Source organism: Streptomyces sp. NPDC046900, from assembly GCF_040644975.1.
GTDB lineage: Bacteria > Actinomycetota > Actinomycetes > Streptomycetales > Streptomycetaceae > Streptomyces.
In genome coordinates this window covers 1-12,585 of sequence record NZ_JBEYXD010000079.1, presented here as the reverse complement: position 1 = coordinate 12,585, position 12,585 = coordinate 1, and the positions used below count along the sequence as shown (strand labels likewise).

The following is a 12,585-nucleotide window of genomic DNA, read 5'->3' as shown; positions in this document are numbered from 1 at the left end:
GCATCCCGATCGCCCGGACAACTCATACGTTGATCCACCTAGGTTGCGTACATGGTCACATCAGCTCACGAGGGCATGCACCGGATCTTCCAGGAGCGGCCCGAGATCCTGGCTCCCGTGTTCGAGGTGCTGGGCGTCCCGTTATCCGCAAAAGCGACCGTGGACGCCGTCACCACGGACGTGACGGAGACCCGGCCGCTGGAACGCCGCGTGGACACTGTGCTGCGCATCGGCCCGTCCGACGGTGAGGACTTCCTGCTCGCTATCGAGTCGCAGTCGGGCAAGGATGCGGCCAAGGCCTCGAGTTGGGCGTACTACATCGCGTACCTCCAGGCGAGGTTCGCCCTTCCCGTGCTGCTTCTCGTGGTCTGCCAGGACAGGGCCACGGCCAAGTGGGCGACCGGCCCCTTCGACTGCGGCACGCGCGGCTGGACGGCTCAGCGGACGTACCCGCTGGTCGCCGGGCCGGACTACCTGCCGGTGATCATCGACACCAGGACCGTGGCGAAGAACCTCGCGCTGGCCGTGCTCTCCGCCCTGGCACACGCCCGCAGCTCCGACTGCGGCGCCATACTGAAGGCAATCACAGCCGCCCTTCAGGAGATGCAGAAAACGGACTCCGAGACCGCCGACTACTTCTTCGACTTCTTGGAAATCAGCCTGGGTGACACCCCAGCCGGGCAGAAACTGAGGGAAATCATGTCGTTCGTCAGCTACTTTCCTGGCCGGGGAACGGTCCGCGAAACCGCCTACCTGGAAGGGAAGGCGGAGGGCAAGGCGGAAGGCAAGGCCGAGGACCGCGTCTCGCTGATCTTGCGTGTCCTGGAGAAGCGCGGTATCCCCGTCTCCGAGGACACACGGGAGCGCATCACCTCGTGCATCGATCTCGATACCCTCGCCATCTGGTTCGACCGCTCGCTGACCGCGGCGACGGCCGAGGACCTGTTCACCGACGGGCCGGAGGTACCGGGGACCAGTCCCTAGCAGGCCTGGGCGTCGGCCGACGAACAGAACAGCCGATAGGACGCGTCGCCGGACCCGCTCGACCTCTTCCGGTTCGCGGCGACGTGCCTTGCTCAAGACCGCGTCCTGAGTCTGGGCCGAGAGCTGGAACAGCGAGGCTCACCCGGGTCGACCCCCGTCAGCGGCGTCGGAGGCGGCGTGCCTTGTACAGCGCCCACGTCACCAGAACCAGCGGCGCCTCGGGGATGAGGACGGCGATCACGATGTCCCACTCCGGGTGAGGGTCGGTGAGTTCGTCGGCGAGGACCATTCCGGCGATGAGGCCCCACACGGTGGCCATCGCCCCGATGAGCCAGATGCCGAGGGTCCAACCCCAGGTCGGGGGCTTGGCCGACTGCTCGGCGGCCGGGGTGCGCTCGCGTGGCTGTGGGATCCGCTCCGGGTCGCGGGGCGGCAGGGGAACGACCGCGGTGGCCGGTACGGCCGCGTCCAGCACCGCGATCCGCTCGGCCGTGACCTGGCGGTACAGGGTCGGTTCCACTGCCACGCGGAAGCCGTCGAGTCCGGTCAGAACCCGTGCCCCGTCGGTGCGGGTGGTCATCGCGGCGCAGGCGTCGTACCGCACGGTGATCGGGCCGCGGGGCAGCAGCAGGCTCACGCCTTCGGGCCTGATGACCAGCGTGACGTTCTCGTCCTCCAGCGACTCGTGCCGGGTGCCGGTGACCGCGGACGCCGAGTACTGCGGGGCGAGTGTGAAGCTCGCCCAGTCGGCACCCCGGGTCGGGACCTGGAGCAGCCCGCCGTCCCACGCCTCGCGGGCGACCTCGCGCAGGTCCGCGACCGCGACCGCGCGCAGCTCCGCCTCGTGCTGCTCGGGGGAGAGGATCCGGTGTCCGAGCGTTTCGAATGCGTTGCGCATACGGGCGCGCCGACTGGCCCCCCAGGGCGCGCGATGTGATCAAAAGGTGCACGAATAGGCGCGGTTGCGAACCGCGGGCGTGCACGGCGTGATCGAGCCCCCGCAGGCTAGCAGGGCGCTGTGACATGAGGGGACTGAGAATTGGGGGGCGCCCAGAGGGCGATGAGCTCGGCCGACGTGCCGCAGATCGGTCAGTGGACGCCGACTCCGAGCCGCCGGCCAGAAGCGGTCACCGGAGCAATCTTGAGGTGCGAACCGACCGCAGAGGACTGATCGTTGTACCGGGCGGAACTGGTGGAGATCGGCCTGGAGGACACTCCGGCCCGCGAGACGTGGAGGGAGCTGGAGAAGATGGTCATCAGTTACTTCCCGGGCAGGGGCACCGTCTTCGAGGAGGCGTACCTGGACGGCAAGGCGGAGGGCAAGGCGGAAGGGGAGGCCGAGGGCAAGGCCAGGGGGAGGCCAAGGGCCTTCTGCGGGTGCTGGAAGTGCATGGTCTCGTCGTCTCCGACGCCGTGCGCGAGCGCATCACCGCCTGCACCGACCTCGACCGCCTCGACGACTGGCTCGACCGGGCCGGTACCGTCGCGCGGGCGGAGGAGCTGTTCGGTGAGGACCCGGAGGCTCCCGGCTCCGCCCTGGGTTGACCGGATCCACGCACCGCCGATCGGTCGGACGCAGGCAGTCACCCAGACCTTAGGGTGCTCGGCATGAGCATCATCGGGGTCGGAATCGACGTGGCCGAGATCGACCGGTTCGCGGCGTCCTTGCGGCGTACGCCGGGGCTGGCCGAACGGCTGTTCCTGGAGAGCGAGTTGTTGCTTCCCAGCGGCGAGCGTCGGGGTATCGCCTCGCTCGCGGTCCGGTTCGCCGCGAAGGAGGCGGTCGCCAAGGCCCTCGGTGCCCCGGGGGGCCTGTACTGGACGGACGCCGAGGTGTTCGTCGAGGACAGCGGCCAGCCCCGGCTGCGGGTCACCGGGACCGTGGCGGCGCGGGCGGCCGAGTTGGGGGTGCGGTCGTGGCATGTGTCGCTGAGCCATGACGCGGGGGTGGCGTCGGCCGTGGTGATCGCGGAGGGCTGACGCCGAAATCGCGGCAACCCGTGCGCATCCGGGGCAGACTCGACCGCATGCGTACTGCTTACAGCGTCGACACCGTAAGGACAGCCGAACGAGAGCTCATGGCGCGGCTTCCGGAAGGCGCGCTGATGCAGCGCGCCGCCGCCGGACTGGCCGCCGCCTGTGCGGACTTGCTCGGCCGGGTGTACGGCGGCCGCGTCGTGCTGCTGGTGGGGAGCGGGGACAACGGCGGTGATGCCCTCTACGCCGGAGCCCGGCTCGCCCGGCGGGGCGCCGGGGTCACGGCCGTGCTGCTCGCCCCCGACCGTGCACACCCCGGCGGGCTGGCGGCGTTGCGCCGGGCGGGCGGGTCCGTGGCGCAGCCCGGGGCGGCCGAGGAACTGATCGAGCGCGCCGACCTCGTCGTCGACGGAATCGTCGGGATCGGCGGCAAGGGCGGCCTCAGGCCGGACGCCGCACGGCTGGCCGCACTTGCCGGGGAGTCCGGCGCGGCCGTCGTCGCCGTCGACCTGCCGAGCGGCGTGGAGGCCGACACCGGCGAGGTGCGCGGCCCCGCCGTACGGGCCGATCTGACGGTGACGTTCGGCACCCACAAGCCGGCCCTGCTCATCGACCCGGCCCGGGAGTACGCCGGTTCCGTACGCCTCGTCGACATCGGGCTCGCGTTGCCGGAGGAGCCCGAGCTGGAGGCGCTGCAGCACGCGGACGTGGCGGCGCTGCTGCCGCTGCCGCAGGCCGAGAGCGACAAGTACCGGCGCGGGGTGGTCGGGATCGCCGCCGGATCCGCGCGCTACCCGGGGGCGGCCGTGCTCGCCGTGGCGGGGGCGCTGCGGGGCGGCGCGGGAGCCGTGCGGTATGTGGGGCCCGCCGGGGGCGCGGTGATCTCCCGTTTCCCGGAAACCCTGGTCTCCGAACGGGGGCCCGCGAAGGCCGGCCGGGTGCAGGCCTGGGTCGTGGGGCCGGGCGCCGGGGACGACGCGGCGACCGTGGCGGAGGTGCTGGAGGCGGATGTGCCGGTGCTCGTCGACGCGGACGGGCTGCGGCTGGCCGACCGCGACGCCGTACGCGGCCGGGGTGCGCCGACGCTGATGACCCCGCACGCCGGGGAGGCCGCCGCACTGCTCGGGGTCTCGCGCGAGGAGGTCGAGGGGTCCCGGCTCACGGCGGCGCGGGAGCTGGCGTCGCGCTATGGGGCGACCGTGCTCCTCAAGGGGTCCACCACGCTGGTCGCGGACCCCGGCGGCGGCCCGGTGCGCGTGAACGCCACCGGCACGCCGTGGCTCGCGACCGCCGGCAGCGGGGACGTGTTGTCCGGGTTGTCCGGCTCGCTGCTCGCCGCCGGCCTGTCGACGCGGGACGCGGGGAGCGTGGCGGCGTATCTGCACGGGCTCGCGGGCCGGTACGCGGCCGACGGCGCCCCCGCCGGAGCCCATGACGTGGCGGACGCGCTCCCGGAGGCATGGCGGGACGTACGGGACTGAACGGCCGCGGCACGCCCCTTTCTTGGTGCCGCGGCGCTGCGTACGGGGGACCTGTCAGCGGGGCGTTCGGGCGTCCGCCGGACTCGGCGTTTTGCTGATCGCGTGCGCGCCCGCGGCACCCTCGGTGGCGCGGGCCCGGCACGCGGAAGGCCACGGGCGGGACCGGCGCCGCAGCCGCGTCGGACCCCTCTGAGACACTGGGGGCGCGATGACAAGTTCTGAGACAGCACCCCTGCGTGCCTGTGCCGAAATCGATCTGGGGGCCCTGCGGGCGAACGTCCGTTCCCTGCGCGCCCTCGCGCCCGGCGCCGCCCTGATGGCCGTGGTGAAGTCGGACGCCTACGGCCACGGGGCGGTGCCGTGCGCCCGCGCCGCGCTCGAAGCCGGTGCCGAGTGGCTCGGCACCGCCACGCCCGAGGAGGCGTTCGCGCTGCGTGAGGCCGGCCTGCCGGGGCGCGTCCTGTGCTGGCTCTGGACGCCCGGTGGCCCCTGGCGTCGTGCGATCGAGACGGACGTCGACGTGTCCGTGAGCGGCATGTGGGCGCTCGAGGAACTGCGTGAGGCGGCGGCCGCCGCGGGCGCGCCCGCCCGCGTCCACCTCAAGGCCGACACCGGCCTCGGCCGCAACGGCTGTCAGCCCGCCGACTGGCCGGAACTCGTCGCCGAGGCCCTGCGTGCCCAGGCGGACGGTCTGCTCACGGTCGTCGGACTGTGGTCGCACTTCGCCTGCGCCGACGAGCCGGGCCATCCCTCCGTACAGTCCCAGCTCGCCCGCTTCCGCGAGATGGTGGCGTACGCCGAGGAGCAGGGTGTACGGCCCGAGGTGCGCCACATCGCCAACTCGCCTGCCACGCTGACCCTGCCCGAGTCCCACTTCGACCTGGTCCGCACGGGTATCGCGATCTACGGTCTCTCACCCAGCCCCGAGCTCGGCACCCCGGCCGACCTCGGACTGCGCCCGGTGATGACGCTGAAGGCCTCGCTCGCCCTGGTGAAGCAGGTACCCGGCGGTCACGGCGTCAGCTACGGACACCGGTACACCACTCCCGGCACCACGACCCTCGGCCTGATCCCCGTCGGCTATGCGGACGGCATTCCGCGCCATGCCTCGGGCGCCGGACCGGTCCTCGTCGACGGCAAGCTGCGCACGGTCGCCGGCCGGATCGCCATGGACCAGTTCGTGGTGGACCTGGGGGGCGACCAGCCCCCGCCCGGCACGGAGGCCGTCCTGTTCGGCTCCGGCGACCGCGGCGATCCCACCGCCGAGGACTGGGCGCAGGCGGCCGGAACCATCGCTTACGAAATCGTGACCCGGATCGGAACCCGAGTTCCCCGCGTCTACGTGAATGTGAATGCGGAACAAGTTGGGTAGCCCACACGGGTGAACCTGGGTAACCGAAGGCCGGACGGGCGGAGCCCCCGGCGGGGAGGAAGCGGGACGTGAGCGAGAGCAGCGCCGAGGCCGTGGAGGCCGTCGCCGGCGCCACTGCCTCTGGCTTCGGGAGCTGGCGTGTGGCCGGCCTCGCCGGTGCCGCGATAGGCGTGGTCGCGGCAGGCGCAGCCGCCGGAGTCGCGATAGAGCGGATGACGGTCGGCCGCGGTATGCGCCGCAAGGCGCGGCTCGCCCTCGACTCCGCGGGACCGTACGGCACACTCCGCGGCACCCCGGGCAAGGCGTACGCGGACGACGGCACCGCTCTGTACTACGAGGTCGACGACGTCGAACCGGAGGGCGGCCCCGCACCCCGCCGCCGCCGGCTCTTCGGCCGCAAGGCACCCGCCCCGGTCACCGTCATCTTCAGCCACGGCTACTGCCTGAACCAGGACTCCTGGCACTTCCAGCGCGCGGCGCTGCGCGGCGTCGTCCGCACGGTGCACTGGGACCAGCGCAGCCACGGCCGTTCGGCGCGGGGGATGGCCCAGGCCGAGGGCACGCCCCTCACCATCGACCAGCTCGGGCGCGACCTCAAGGCCGTGATAGACGCGGCCGCTCCCGAGGGACCCCTCGTGCTCGTCGGCCACTCCATGGGGGGCATGACGATCATGGCCCTGGCCGACCAGTACCCCGAACTGATCCGCGACCGGGTCGTCGGCGTCGCACTCGTCGGCACGTCGTCCGGGCGGCTCGGCGAGGTCAACTTCGGACTGCCGGTCGCGGGCGTCAACGCCGTCCGGCGCATCCTCCCCGGTGTGCTCAAGGCGCTGGGGCAGCAGGCCGAGCTGGTGGAGAGGGGGCGCAGGGCCACCGCCGACCTGTTCGCGGGGATCATCAAGCGGTACTCGTTCGCCTTGCGGGACGTCGACCCGGCCGTCGCCCGGTTCGCCGAGCGGATGATCGAGAGCACTCCGATCGACGTGGTCGCCGAGTTCTATCCCGCGTTCGCCGACCACGACAAGACGAACGCGCTGGCCTCCTTCGCGGACATGCCCGTGCTGGTGCTCGCGGGCATCAAGGACCTGGTCACGCCCAGCGAGCACAGCGAGGCGATCGCCGGTCTGCTGCCGGACGCCGAACTGGTGCTGGTGCCGGACGCCGGGCACCTGGTGATGCTGGAGCACCCGGAGGTCGTCACCGACCGCCTCGCCGACCTCCTGATGCGCTCGGGAGCGGTTCCGGCAGGGGCTACCGTGGGTGGCTATGGAAGCAGCAGCACCGTACAGCCCGGCTGACGCCCCGATGCCGGGCGTCACCATCGAGTTCACCGTCACCTCCCCCGAACAGATGCAGGAGCTGGGGCGCCGCCTGGCCAAGCTGGTGCGCGCCGGCGACCTCGTGTTGCTGAACGGCGAGCTGGGCGCGGGCAAGACCACGCTGACCCGAGGGCTCGGCGAGGGGCTCGGAGTGCGGGGCGCGGTCACCTCGCCGACCTTCGTGATCGCCCGGGTGCACCCGTCCCTGGGGGACGGACCGCCGCTGGTCCACGTGGACGCGTACCGCCTGGGTGGCGGCCTCGACGAGATGGAGGACCTGGACCTCGACGTCTCGCTGCCCGAGTCCGTGGTCGTCGTGGAGTGGGGCGAGGGCAAGGTCGAGGACCTCACGGACGACCGGCTCCACGTGGTCATCCACCGTGCCGTCGGGGACACCACCGACGAGGTGCGGCACGTCTCCGTCACAGGAGTCGGCCGGCGTTGGGCGACCGTGGATCTGACGGTGCTGTCGGCCTGAGAGCCGTCACGGGGCGCCGCCCCGAACCCCTGGACACCGCGTGCGGTCCCGGCGGCCGTTCCCTTCCGGGCCGTCTGTGCTGGTCGCACCGTCCCGGGCCGCTTGCTGCCCCACGTCCCGACAACGCGTCGGGAAAATCTTGCGCCGCAGGTGCCGGGCATGGTCCCATGGACATCAGTCCATGGTTAGGCCTACCTAACCATGCCGCCCCCGCGATATCAGGAGGCGTCCATGCCGGCTTCAGAACGAGACAAGGCGCTGCCACGCGTGGTGGCAGGGGCGGCCGGAGTGTCGATGCGGGACCTGCTGGCGTCGTGCGCCGCCGCGAAGGCGGTCTCGACACCGCCGCGGGACCCGGCTCCCGAGGTGCCGGCTGCGGCGCGGGGGCCCGAGAAGGACCGCAGGGCCGCGTAGCCGGCCCGGTACTGCGCAGCCCGGGGCTACTTGACGACGACGACCTTCTGGTCGCTCGTCGCGAACTCCCACATCGCGGTGCCGTCCGCCCGGGACTCGCGGATACCGCCCAGCTTCTTCGACGTGTCGGGCTTGGGCGTCGAGCCGTCGATCGCCGCGCTGAAGCCGATCACCACGCCCCCGTTGCTCGCGAACCGCACGATGTGCTCGACCGGCGTCCCGTCCGAGCCGGTCGCGGAGGCGGTCCGCGAGGTCACCGGGTACGTGCCCGGCAGCGGGTCCACCGTCCCCGGGGTGACCTTGAAGGTGCGCTGCACCTTGTTGCCCGCGCCGACCAGCCACACCCGGTCGTCGCCGATCGAGTACACGACCCGCTCGCCGGTGCCGGAGCGGCCGGGCAGGACCGCCGGCTTCTTCTTGTTCTGCTGCGGCCCCTTGGACGTGGTGACCGGCGCCGACTTCTTGGCCTGCGGCTTGCCCAGCGAGTCGGGCACGTTCGCCGACGCCTGGTAGGCCAGGAAACCGACCACGGCGATCGCCGCCACGGTGAGCCCGGCCACGAATCCCGAGCTGCTCCTAGCCACCTGTGCCCACCTCTCGTCCCCGCACGCGGGAGGACTCGTCACCCGTATCCGTCCGTACGACCTTCCGATCGGTCCACCGGTCGCGTCGTACGTCTTCGCTGTGACGGTAGCAGCAGGCCCGGGCCGCATCGGGTCGGCCGTGTGTCGGGCGCGGGCGCCGTACGCTGTTTGCGTGCTCTTGCTCGCTCTGGATACCGCCACCCCCGCCGTCACGGTCGCCCTGCACGACGGCACGTCCGTCGTCGCCTCGTCGAGCCAGGTGGACGCGCGCCGGCATGGGGAACTCCTGCTGCCCGCCGTCGACCGGGTCCTCGCCGAGGCGGGTACCCGGCTCGACGCCGTCACCGGCATCGTCGTCGGCGTGGGCCCCGGCCCCTACACCGGACTGCGCGTCGGCCTGATGACCGCCGACACGTTCGGGCTCGCGCTCGGCGTCCCCGTGCACGGCGTGTGCACGCTCGACGGGCTCGCGTACGCCTCCGATCTCCATGTGCCGTTCGTGGTCGCCACGGACGCGCGACGCAAGGAGGTCTACTGGGCGCGGTACGACGACTCGCGCACCCGCGTGACCGAGCCCGCCGTGGACCGCCCCGCCGACATCGCGGAAACGGTCTCGGGCCTGCCCGCCGTCGGGGCCGGCGCGCTGCTCTACCCAGACACCTTTCCGCAGGCGCGGGAGCCCGAGCACGTCTCGGCGGCCGCGCTGGCGTCCCTGGCGGCCGAGAAGCTCGCGGCCGGCGAGGAACTGCCCGCTCCCCGTCCGCTGTATCTGCGCCGCCCCGACGCGCAGGTGCCCAAGAACTACAAGGTGGTCACACCCAAGTGACGGCCGCACCCGTGACGCCCACGCTGCGCGAGATGCGCTGGTGGGACATCGATGCCGTACTCGAGCTGGAGAAGGACCTGTTCCCCGAGGACGCCTGGTCCCGGGGCATGTTCTGGTCCGAGCTGGCGCATTCCCGGGGCTCGGAGGCGACGCGGCGGTATGTCGTGGCCGTCGAGGGCGAGCGGATCGTCGGGTATGCGGGGCTGGCCGCCCAGGGCGACCTCGGTGACATCCAGACCGTCGCCGTCTCCCGGAACCTCTGGGGCACGGGGCTCGGCGGACAGCTGCTGACCGAACTGCTGCGGGCGGCGACCGCGTTCGAATGCGCCGAGGTCATGCTCGAGTGCCGGGTCGACAACGTGCGCGCCCAGAAGCTCTACGAGCGCTTCGGCTTCGAGCCCATCGGCTTCAGGCGCGGCTACTACCAGCCGGGGAACGTGGACGCCCTGGTGATGCGGCTGACCACAGCGCCCGACGGCGGCTCCGCCGCGGGCACCTCCTCCGTACAAGGAACCGAGAACAATGGCTGACGAACCCCTGGTTCTGGGGATCGAGACCTCCTGCGACGAGACCGGTGTCGGCATCGTCCGCGGCAACACCCTCCTCGCCGACGCCGTCGCGTCCAGTGTCGACGAGCACGCGCGCTTCGGCGGCGTGGTGCCGGAGGTCGCCTCCCGCGCGCACCTCGAGGCGATGGTGCCCACGATCGACCGCGCGCTGAAGGACGCAGGGGTGAGCGCGAGGGACCTGGACGGCATCGCGGTCACCGCCGGGCCCGGTCTCGCGGGCGCGCTGCTGGTCGGCGTCTCGGCGGCGAAGGCGTACGCGTACGCGCTGGGCAAGCCGCTCTACGGGGTCAACCACCTCGCCTCCCACATCTGTGTGGACCAGCTGGAGCACGGCGCGCTGCCCGAGCCGACGATGGCTCTGCTGGTGAGCGGCGGGCACTCCTCGCTGCTGCTGTCCACGGACATCACCTCCGACGTCCGGCCGATGGGCGCGACGATCGACGACGCGGCCGGCGAGGCCTTCGACAAGATCGCGCGCGTACTCGACCTCGGTTTCCCGGGCGGTCCCGTCATCGACCGTTATGCGAAGGAGGGCGACCCGGGGGCGATCGCCTTCCCGCGCGGTCTGACCGGTCCCCGCGACCCCGCGTACGACTTCTCCTTCTCCGGCCTGAAGACCGCCGTGGCCCGCTGGATCGAGGCGAAGCGCGCGGCGGGGGAGGAGGTGCCGGTGCGCGATGTGGCGGCGTCCTTCCAGGAGGCCGTGGTGGACGTGCTGACCCGGAAGGCGGTGCGGGCCTGCAAGGACGAGGGCGTCGACCATCTGATGATCGGCGGCGGTGTGGCGGCCAACTCGAGGCTGCGCGTGCTGGCCCAGGAGCGCTGCGAGGCGGCCGGGATCCGGCTGCGGGTGCCCCGTCCCAAGCTGTGCACGGACAACGGCGCCATGGTCGCGGCGCTCGGCGCGGAGATGGTCGCGAGGGGACGGTCCGCGTCCGACTGGGACCTGTCGGCGGACTCTTCGCTGCCGGTCACGGACCCGCATGTGCCGGGCACTTCGCACTCCCACGACCACGTGCACGAGGTGAGCCGGGAGAACCTGTACTCATGACGGTCGCGCTCATGTGGGAGGCCCGGGCGGTCTCCGGACGCGGCGAGGAACTGCTGTCCTGGGCGCTGGCCCAGGAGTTGACGCCGTCGCCGCTGCGCCGTGAGACGTTCCGGGCGCCCCAGGACCGTGTGCTCGTGATCACCTGGTGGGACGCGGACGACACCGCCGACCTTCCTGAACTCCCCGAACCAGGTGCGGAGTTCGTCACCCGGGCGGTGCACCGCTGGCGCTTCGAGTCGGTGGCCACGGCCTGATCCCGGGCTGAGACCCCGGTGAGAAAGGTGAGATTTTCTGAAGAATGGTGCTCAGGAATCCCTGCTCACCATAATTCGGATTTACGTTCCTCCGCGTGACTTCAGAAGACGAGCGCGGGGACGGCAACGGGGACACCGAGGGACACAGCGGCCGGCGGCCGCGTCTGGTCAAGGCCGTCGGCGCCGTACTGGCCTGCGGCCTCGTGCTCGCGGTGGCGGGCGCGGGCTGGGCGTATCGGCACCTGAACGACAACATCCGAAGCGTCGACATCGACGGCGCGCTGGGCACCGGCCGTCCGGTGGGCGCGGCGGCGCCCCCGGCCGCCTCGGCCTCCGCGTCCGCCTCGCCCCTGCCCGGCGGCGCCCTGAACATCCTCGTCCTCGGATCGGACTCGCGCAGCGGCGAGGCCGACGCGGCGCTCGGCGGCGGCCACAGCTCCGGTGCCCGCTCGGACACGGCGATGGTCGTGCACATCGACGCGGGCCGTACCGCGGCGACGGTGGTGAGCATCCCGCGCGACACCCTGGTCACCCGGCCCTCCTGCCCGCTCGGCTCGGGCGGTGCGACGGCGGTGACGTACAACGCCATGTTCAACAGCGCCTACTCGGTGGGCGGTCCGGTCTGCGCGGTCAAGACAGCGGAATCGATCACGGACATCCGGATGGACCACTACCTGGAGATCGACTTCTCGGGCTTCGCAAAGCTGGTCGACGCGGTCGGCGGGGTCACGGTCACCACCGGCCAGGACATCGACGACGACAAGAGCCATCTGCATCTGAAGGCGGGCACCCACCACCTGGACGGCGAACAGGCCCTGGCCATGGCCCGTACACGCCACGGCATAGGCGACGGCAGCGACCTGGGCCGCATAGGGCTCCAGCAGCAGCTGGTGAAGGCGCTGCTGGAGCAGATCGCCTCGAGGGACCTGCTGACCGACCCCGGCAAGCTCTACCAGGTCGCCGACGCCGTCACGGGCAGCCTGACCACCGACACCGGCCTCGACTCGCTGCCGGAGCTGATACGCCTCGGCGAGAGCCTGAAGGGCCTGGCGGCGAAGAACGTGAAGACGGTGATGATGCCGGTGGTGACGGCCCCCTCGAACCCCAACCGAGTGGTCGCGAAGGAGCCCGCGGCGAGCGAGCTGTGGGCGTCGCTGCGGTGAGGAGCCGACCGCAGACGCGCCTCTGACGCGTAAATAGCAGCAGGTCAGGGCGGGTGTGGGCAGGGGTGGGTGCCCGGTGGCCGTTGGGGGCTGCCGGGTGTGCGGGTCTGCCG

15 protein-coding genes are annotated in these 12,585 nt (G+C 72.0%); 13 read left to right on the top strand and 2 right to left on the bottom strand.

Features of this window, described 5'->3' with window-relative positions; genetic code table 11:
- Window positions 1–51: 51 nt before the first annotated feature.
- Window positions 52–984 carry a hypothetical protein gene (locus ABZ904_RS40665; protein WP_360990577.1) on the top strand — a complete coding sequence of 311 codons (933 nt, stop codon included), beginning with the start codon at window positions 52–54 and terminating at the stop codon, window positions 982–984.
- A 157-nt stretch (window positions 985–1,141) separates the two neighbouring features.
- On the opposite strand, the gene ABZ904_RS40660 is transcribed toward ABZ904_RS40665, so the two are convergent.
- On the bottom strand, window positions 1,142–1,882 hold the full coding sequence (locus ABZ904_RS40660; protein ID WP_360990580.1) for a hypothetical protein: 741 nt from the start codon (window positions 1,880–1,882) through the stop codon (window positions 1,142–1,144).
- 479 nt (window positions 1,883–2,361) lie between these two features.
- Between ABZ904_RS40660 and ABZ904_RS40655 the strand changes: the two genes are divergently transcribed.
- The 7 genes from ABZ904_RS40655 (at window position 2,362) to ABZ904_RS40625 (ending at window position 8,025) form a co-directional block, all read left to right on the top strand.
- A complete protein-coding gene (locus tag ABZ904_RS40655) occupies window positions 2,362–2,529 on the top strand; it encodes a hypothetical protein (protein ID WP_360990583.1) in 168 nt (55 codons plus the stop codon).
- A 63-nt stretch (window positions 2,530–2,592) separates the two neighbouring features.
- Window positions 2,593–2,964 carry a holo-ACP synthase gene (locus ABZ904_RS40650; RefSeq protein ID WP_359396340.1) on the top strand — a complete coding sequence of 124 codons (372 nt, stop codon included), beginning with the start codon at window positions 2,593–2,595 and terminating at the stop codon, window positions 2,962–2,964.
- A 47-nt stretch (window positions 2,965–3,011) separates the two neighbouring features.
- Entirely contained in the window at window positions 3,012–4,442 is a 1,431-nt protein-coding gene (locus ABZ904_RS40645; RefSeq protein WP_359396342.1) for an NAD(P)H-hydrate dehydratase, read from the top strand.
- A gap of 208 nt (window positions 4,443–4,650) precedes the next feature.
- Window positions 4,651–5,814, top strand: coding sequence for an alanine racemase (gene alr, locus ABZ904_RS40640; protein WP_360990590.1), 1,164 nt, complete (start codon window positions 4,651–4,653; stop codon window positions 5,812–5,814).
- A 68-nt stretch (window positions 5,815–5,882) separates the two neighbouring features.
- Complete coding sequence (locus ABZ904_RS40635) at window positions 5,883–7,112, top strand: alpha/beta hydrolase (RefSeq protein WP_359396346.1); 1,230 nt, start codon at window positions 5,883–5,885, stop codon at window positions 7,110–7,112.
- Window positions 7,081–7,611, top strand: a complete 531-nt coding sequence (tsaE, locus tag ABZ904_RS40630; RefSeq protein ID WP_359396348.1) for a tRNA (adenosine(37)-N6)-threonylcarbamoyltransferase complex ATPase subunit type 1 TsaE — start codon at window positions 7,081–7,083, stop codon at window positions 7,609–7,611. The genes ABZ904_RS40635 and tsaE overlap by 32 nt, the downstream gene beginning before the upstream one ends.
- A 231-nt stretch (window positions 7,612–7,842) precedes the next feature.
- The gene (locus ABZ904_RS40625; protein ID WP_359396350.1) at window positions 7,843–8,025 is read left to right on the top strand and encodes a hypothetical protein; all 183 of its coding nucleotides are present in this window, start codon (window positions 7,843–7,845) and stop codon (window positions 8,023–8,025) included.
- A gap of 26 nt (window positions 8,026–8,051) precedes the next feature.
- Here the strand turns inward: ABZ904_RS40625 and ABZ904_RS40620 are convergent, their stop codons facing one another.
- Window positions 8,052–8,609: a hypothetical protein gene (locus ABZ904_RS40620; RefSeq protein ID WP_360990595.1), complete on the bottom strand. Its 558-nt coding sequence runs from the start codon at window positions 8,607–8,609 to the stop codon at window positions 8,052–8,054.
- Window positions 8,610–8,781: 172 nt separating this feature from the next.
- Here ABZ904_RS40620 and tsaB point away from each other — a divergent pair, with 172 nt between their 5' ends.
- From tsaB to ABZ904_RS40595, 5 genes are all read left to right on the top strand, one after another.
- Window positions 8,782–9,435, top strand: coding sequence for a tRNA (adenosine(37)-N6)-threonylcarbamoyltransferase complex dimerization subunit type 1 TsaB (gene tsaB / locus ABZ904_RS40615; RefSeq protein WP_359396355.1), 654 nt, complete (start codon window positions 8,782–8,784; stop codon window positions 9,433–9,435).
- 32 nt (window positions 9,436–9,467) lie between these two features.
- Window positions 9,468–9,965, top strand: a complete 498-nt coding sequence (gene rimI, locus ABZ904_RS40610) for a ribosomal protein S18-alanine N-acetyltransferase (protein WP_360990722.1) — start codon at window positions 9,468–9,470, stop codon at window positions 9,963–9,965.
- Complete coding sequence (gene tsaD, locus ABZ904_RS40605) at window positions 9,958–11,055, top strand: tRNA (adenosine(37)-N6)-threonylcarbamoyltransferase complex transferase subunit TsaD (protein ID WP_359396357.1); 1,098 nt, start codon at window positions 9,958–9,960, stop codon at window positions 11,053–11,055. Before rimI ends, tsaD begins: the two co-directional genes overlap by 8 nt.
- Entirely contained in the window at window positions 11,052–11,309 is a 258-nt protein-coding gene (locus tag ABZ904_RS40600) for a hypothetical protein (RefSeq protein ID WP_359396359.1), read from the top strand. Before tsaD ends, ABZ904_RS40600 begins: the two co-directional genes overlap by 4 nt.
- 95 nt (window positions 11,310–11,404) lie before the next feature.
- Window positions 11,405–12,472 (top strand): LCP family protein, encoded by a 1,068-nt coding sequence (locus ABZ904_RS40595; RefSeq protein WP_360990600.1) that lies wholly within the window; start codon window positions 11,405–11,407, stop codon window positions 12,470–12,472.
- The last annotated feature ends 113 nt before the right edge of the window (window positions 12,473–12,585 follow it).

Excerpts from the sequence above, each read along its gene's own strand:
- ABZ904_RS40665 (WP_360990577.1), top strand. The coding sequence starts at position 52 with ATGGTCACATCAGCTCACGAGGGCATGCACCGGATCTTCCAGGAGCGG.
- ABZ904_RS40660 (WP_360990580.1), bottom strand. The coding sequence starts at position 1,882 with ATGCGCAACGCATTCGAAACGCTCGGACACCGGATCCTCTCCCCCGAG.
- ABZ904_RS40650 (WP_359396340.1), top strand. The coding sequence starts at position 2,593 with ATGAGCATCATCGGGGTCGGAATCGACGTGGCCGAGATCGACCGGTTC.
- ABZ904_RS40645 (WP_359396342.1), top strand. The coding sequence starts at position 3,012 with ATGCGTACTGCTTACAGCGTCGACACCGTAAGGACAGCCGAACGAGAG.
- alr (WP_360990590.1), top strand. The coding sequence starts at position 4,651 with ATGACAAGTTCTGAGACAGCACCCCTGCGTGCCTGTGCCGAAATCGAT.
- tsaE (WP_359396348.1), top strand. The coding sequence starts at position 7,081 with ATGGAAGCAGCAGCACCGTACAGCCCGGCTGACGCCCCGATGCCGGGC.
- ABZ904_RS40625 (WP_359396350.1), top strand. The coding sequence starts at position 7,843 with ATGCCGGCTTCAGAACGAGACAAGGCGCTGCCACGCGTGGTGGCAGGG.
- rimI (WP_360990722.1), top strand. The coding sequence starts at position 9,468 with ATGCGCTGGTGGGACATCGATGCCGTACTCGAGCTGGAGAAGGACCTG.
- tsaD (WP_359396357.1), top strand. The coding sequence starts at position 9,958 with ATGGCTGACGAACCCCTGGTTCTGGGGATCGAGACCTCCTGCGACGAG.
- ABZ904_RS40600 (WP_359396359.1), top strand. The coding sequence starts at position 11,052 with ATGACGGTCGCGCTCATGTGGGAGGCCCGGGCGGTCTCCGGACGCGGC.